The following is a 2,524-nucleotide window of genomic DNA, read 5'->3' as shown; positions in this document are numbered from 1 at the left end:
ACAGGCTCTGGGCGACCGGAAAATAAACATTCATGACCCTGCCGCGGAAACTCTGCCCCGGACGCCTGATCATCGCCAGCCATAACCTGGGCAAGGTGCGGGAAATCCGCGCTTTGCTGGAGCCGTACGGGATCGAGCCGGTGTCGGCCGGCGATCTGGGATTACCGGAACCGGACGAAACCGGCGCCACATTCGCGGAAAATGCGCTGCTCAAGGCGCGGGCGAGCGCAGTGGGAGCCGATTGCGTGGCGCTGGCCGATGACAGCGGGCTGTGTGTTGCGGCGCTGGACGGCAAGCCGGGGGTCTACACCGCCGACTGGGCCGAGCGGCAGTGGTTCGAAGGCGAGCCGGGCCGCGACTGGTATATGGCGATGGGCAAGGTCGAGGGGCTGCTGGCCGAGCAAGGGCCCGATGTCGACCGCAGCGCCTATTTTGTCGCGACTCTGGCGCTGGCCTGGCCAGACGGCCATTCGGAAGTTTTTGAGGGACGGGTTCAGGGCAATCTGGTCTGGCCGCCGCGCGGGACTTTGGGATTTGGCTATGATCCGGTGTTCCAGCCGATTGGCATGGAGCAGAGTTTTGCCGAGCTCGACCCGGCGCAGAAACAGGCGATGAGCCACCGGGCGGAGGCGTTTCGGAAGCTGGTTGCGAGTTGCCTGTAATTATTGCCGTTCGCACTGAACCTGTCGAGGTGCACTGTGCGTCGAAAGGCGTCCTTCGACAAGCTCAGGACTAACGAATTGTGCTCCGCACTTGATGCGGAGCTCTAGCAGCAACCACCGGTCTCCGCCTCCACAGCTCCGCATCCAGTGCGGAGCAGAAAGCCTAGCCCCGCAATGGATCCCGACCGACGATATTCCCCGCGGGACTGTAGCGGCAGACCAGATAGTCATTGCGGTCGTTGCTGGCCAGGGCGCAGCCGATCCGCTGGCTGGTCGGCCAGATCATCTGGGTATAATGGGCGACATCGCCCCAGGTGCCGGTGCTGCTGTTGTCGGGGAACCGGCCGCGCTTGAAATAGCGGTCCTCGTCGGCCCAGGCGCCGACCATTTCACTATAGCCATAAGCGTCACGCGTGCCCATCCAGAGATTTTCGCCCTGCCGGGGATTGCGTCCCGTCTGCGGATCATGGGCAAATTTCCCGGTTCGGGCCAGGGTTGCGGCATAGACGGCGGCGTCCCTTGCCAGTTCACTGTTCCAGACCAGATTCGGCGCGCCAACCTTGGCCCGGACTTGATCATGGGCCCGCATCATCGCGCTTTGCAACCGGCTCTCGCCGCGCGGTTTCGGTTCCATGCTGGCGCGCGGTTCGACCACCGTTGTCGGCGACGGGCTTTGCGATGGTGCCGGAGAACAGGCCGCAATGGCTGGCATGATGAAAAGGATAGCGCTAAGGGCGCGGATAATATGCATGAGATGGCCTCTACAATCGAAAATCTGAACAGGAGCAATATGGGGGGTCTTGCCCTCTATATCCACTGGCCGTTCTGTGTGTCCAAATGTCCCTATTGCGATTTCAACAGCCATGTCCGCGATCAAGTTGATGTGCCGGCCTGGCAGGCGGCCCTGCTCGCCGATATGGCGCATGAGGCGGCGCTGGTGCCGGGGCGCAAGCTCTCGAGTATCTTTTTCGGCGGCGGCACGCCGTCACTGATGCCGCCGGCGCTGGTGGAACAGCTGATCGCGGCGGCGGAGCGCCATTGGGGCTTTGAAGACAATATAGAGATCACGCTGGAGGCCAATCCGTCTTCGGTCGAGGCAGCGAATTTTCACGAACTGGCCCGAGCGGGCGTCAACCGGGTGTCGCTGGGGCTGCAGTCGCTCGACGATCAGACCCTGCAGTTTCTGGGGCGAGCGCATGATGTCCGGGAGGGTCTTGCCGCGCTCGAAACCGCGCAGCAGGCGTTCGACCGGGTCAGCTTTGATCTGATCTATGCGCGGCCCGGGCAGTCGCTGGCCGACTGGCAGGCGGAGCTGGACCGCGCGCTGGGCTTTGGCACCGGGCATCTGTCGCTGTACCAGCTGACCATCGAGCCGGGGACGCGGTTCGAGACTTTGGTGCGGACCGGGGCGCTGGTTCCCGCCGACGATGACCATTGCGCCGACCTGTTCGAACTGACCCGAAGTGTCATGACAGCAGCGGGGTTGCCCGCTTACGAAATCAGCAACCACGCCAGGCCCGGTCAGGAAAGCCGCCACAATCTGACCTACTGGCGGTACGAGGATTATATCGGCATCGGCCCCGGCGCGCACGGACGGAGACTAAGGAGCGCGACCGAGCGCCACAAGAAGCCTGAGAATTATCTCTCCGCGGTGGACCGCAATGGCAATGGACTGAAGCTCGAGAAAGCGCTGTCGCAGGCGACGCGCGCGATGGAAGCGCTGATGATGGGGCTGCGGCTGGCCGAGGGCGTGGATTTGCAGGCGCTCGAAAAGAAAACCGGGCTGACGGCGACGCAGATGGTGGATCAGAAAGCGGTCGATCAGCTCACCGAACTGGGCTTGCTCGATGCGTCAGCAGCGC

General features: G+C 63.2%; 3 protein-coding genes. 2 read left to right on the top strand and 1 reads right to left on the bottom strand.

Annotation, left to right across the window (positions count from 1 at the left end; all coding sequences use genetic code 11):
• Nucleotides 1-32 precede the first annotated feature (32 nt).
• Nucleotides 33-662 (top strand): RdgB/HAM1 family non-canonical purine NTP pyrophosphatase, encoded by a 630-nt coding sequence (gene rdgB, locus ACEW8J_RS13410; RefSeq protein ID WP_373492151.1) that lies wholly within the window; start codon nucleotides 33-35, stop codon nucleotides 660-662.
• A 163-nt stretch (nucleotides 663-825) separates the two neighbouring features.
• Here rdgB and ACEW8J_RS13405 read toward each other — a convergent pair whose 3' ends face one another.
• On the bottom strand, nucleotides 826-1,413 hold the full coding sequence (locus ACEW8J_RS13405; RefSeq protein WP_373492150.1) for a CAP domain-containing protein: 588 nt from the start codon (nucleotides 1,411-1,413) through the stop codon (nucleotides 826-828).
• Nucleotides 1,414-1,452: 39 nt separating this feature from the next.
• On the opposite strand from ACEW8J_RS13405, the gene hemW reads away from it, so the two are divergent.
• Nucleotides 1,453-2,524: radical SAM family heme chaperone HemW (gene hemW, locus ACEW8J_RS13400; RefSeq protein WP_373492149.1), on the top strand; the 1,072-nt coding region annotated here is incomplete at its 3' end.

The sequence above is a fragment of the Parasphingorhabdus sp. genome (genome assembly GCF_041748495.1).
GTDB lineage: Bacteria > Pseudomonadota > Alphaproteobacteria > Sphingomonadales > Sphingomonadaceae > Parasphingorhabdus.
The sequence above is the reverse complement of the archived record's forward strand: the minus strand, read 5'-3'. Positions and strand labels throughout refer to the sequence as shown.

Bases quoted from the DNA above. Each gene is read 5' to 3' on its own strand.
- ACEW8J_RS13405 (WP_373492150.1), bottom strand. From the start codon at position 1,413: ATGCATATTATCCGCGCCCTTAGCGCTATCCTTTTCATCATGCCAGCC.
- rdgB (WP_373492151.1), top strand. From the start codon at position 33: ATGACCCTGCCGCGGAAACTCTGCCCCGGACGCCTGATCATCGCCAGC.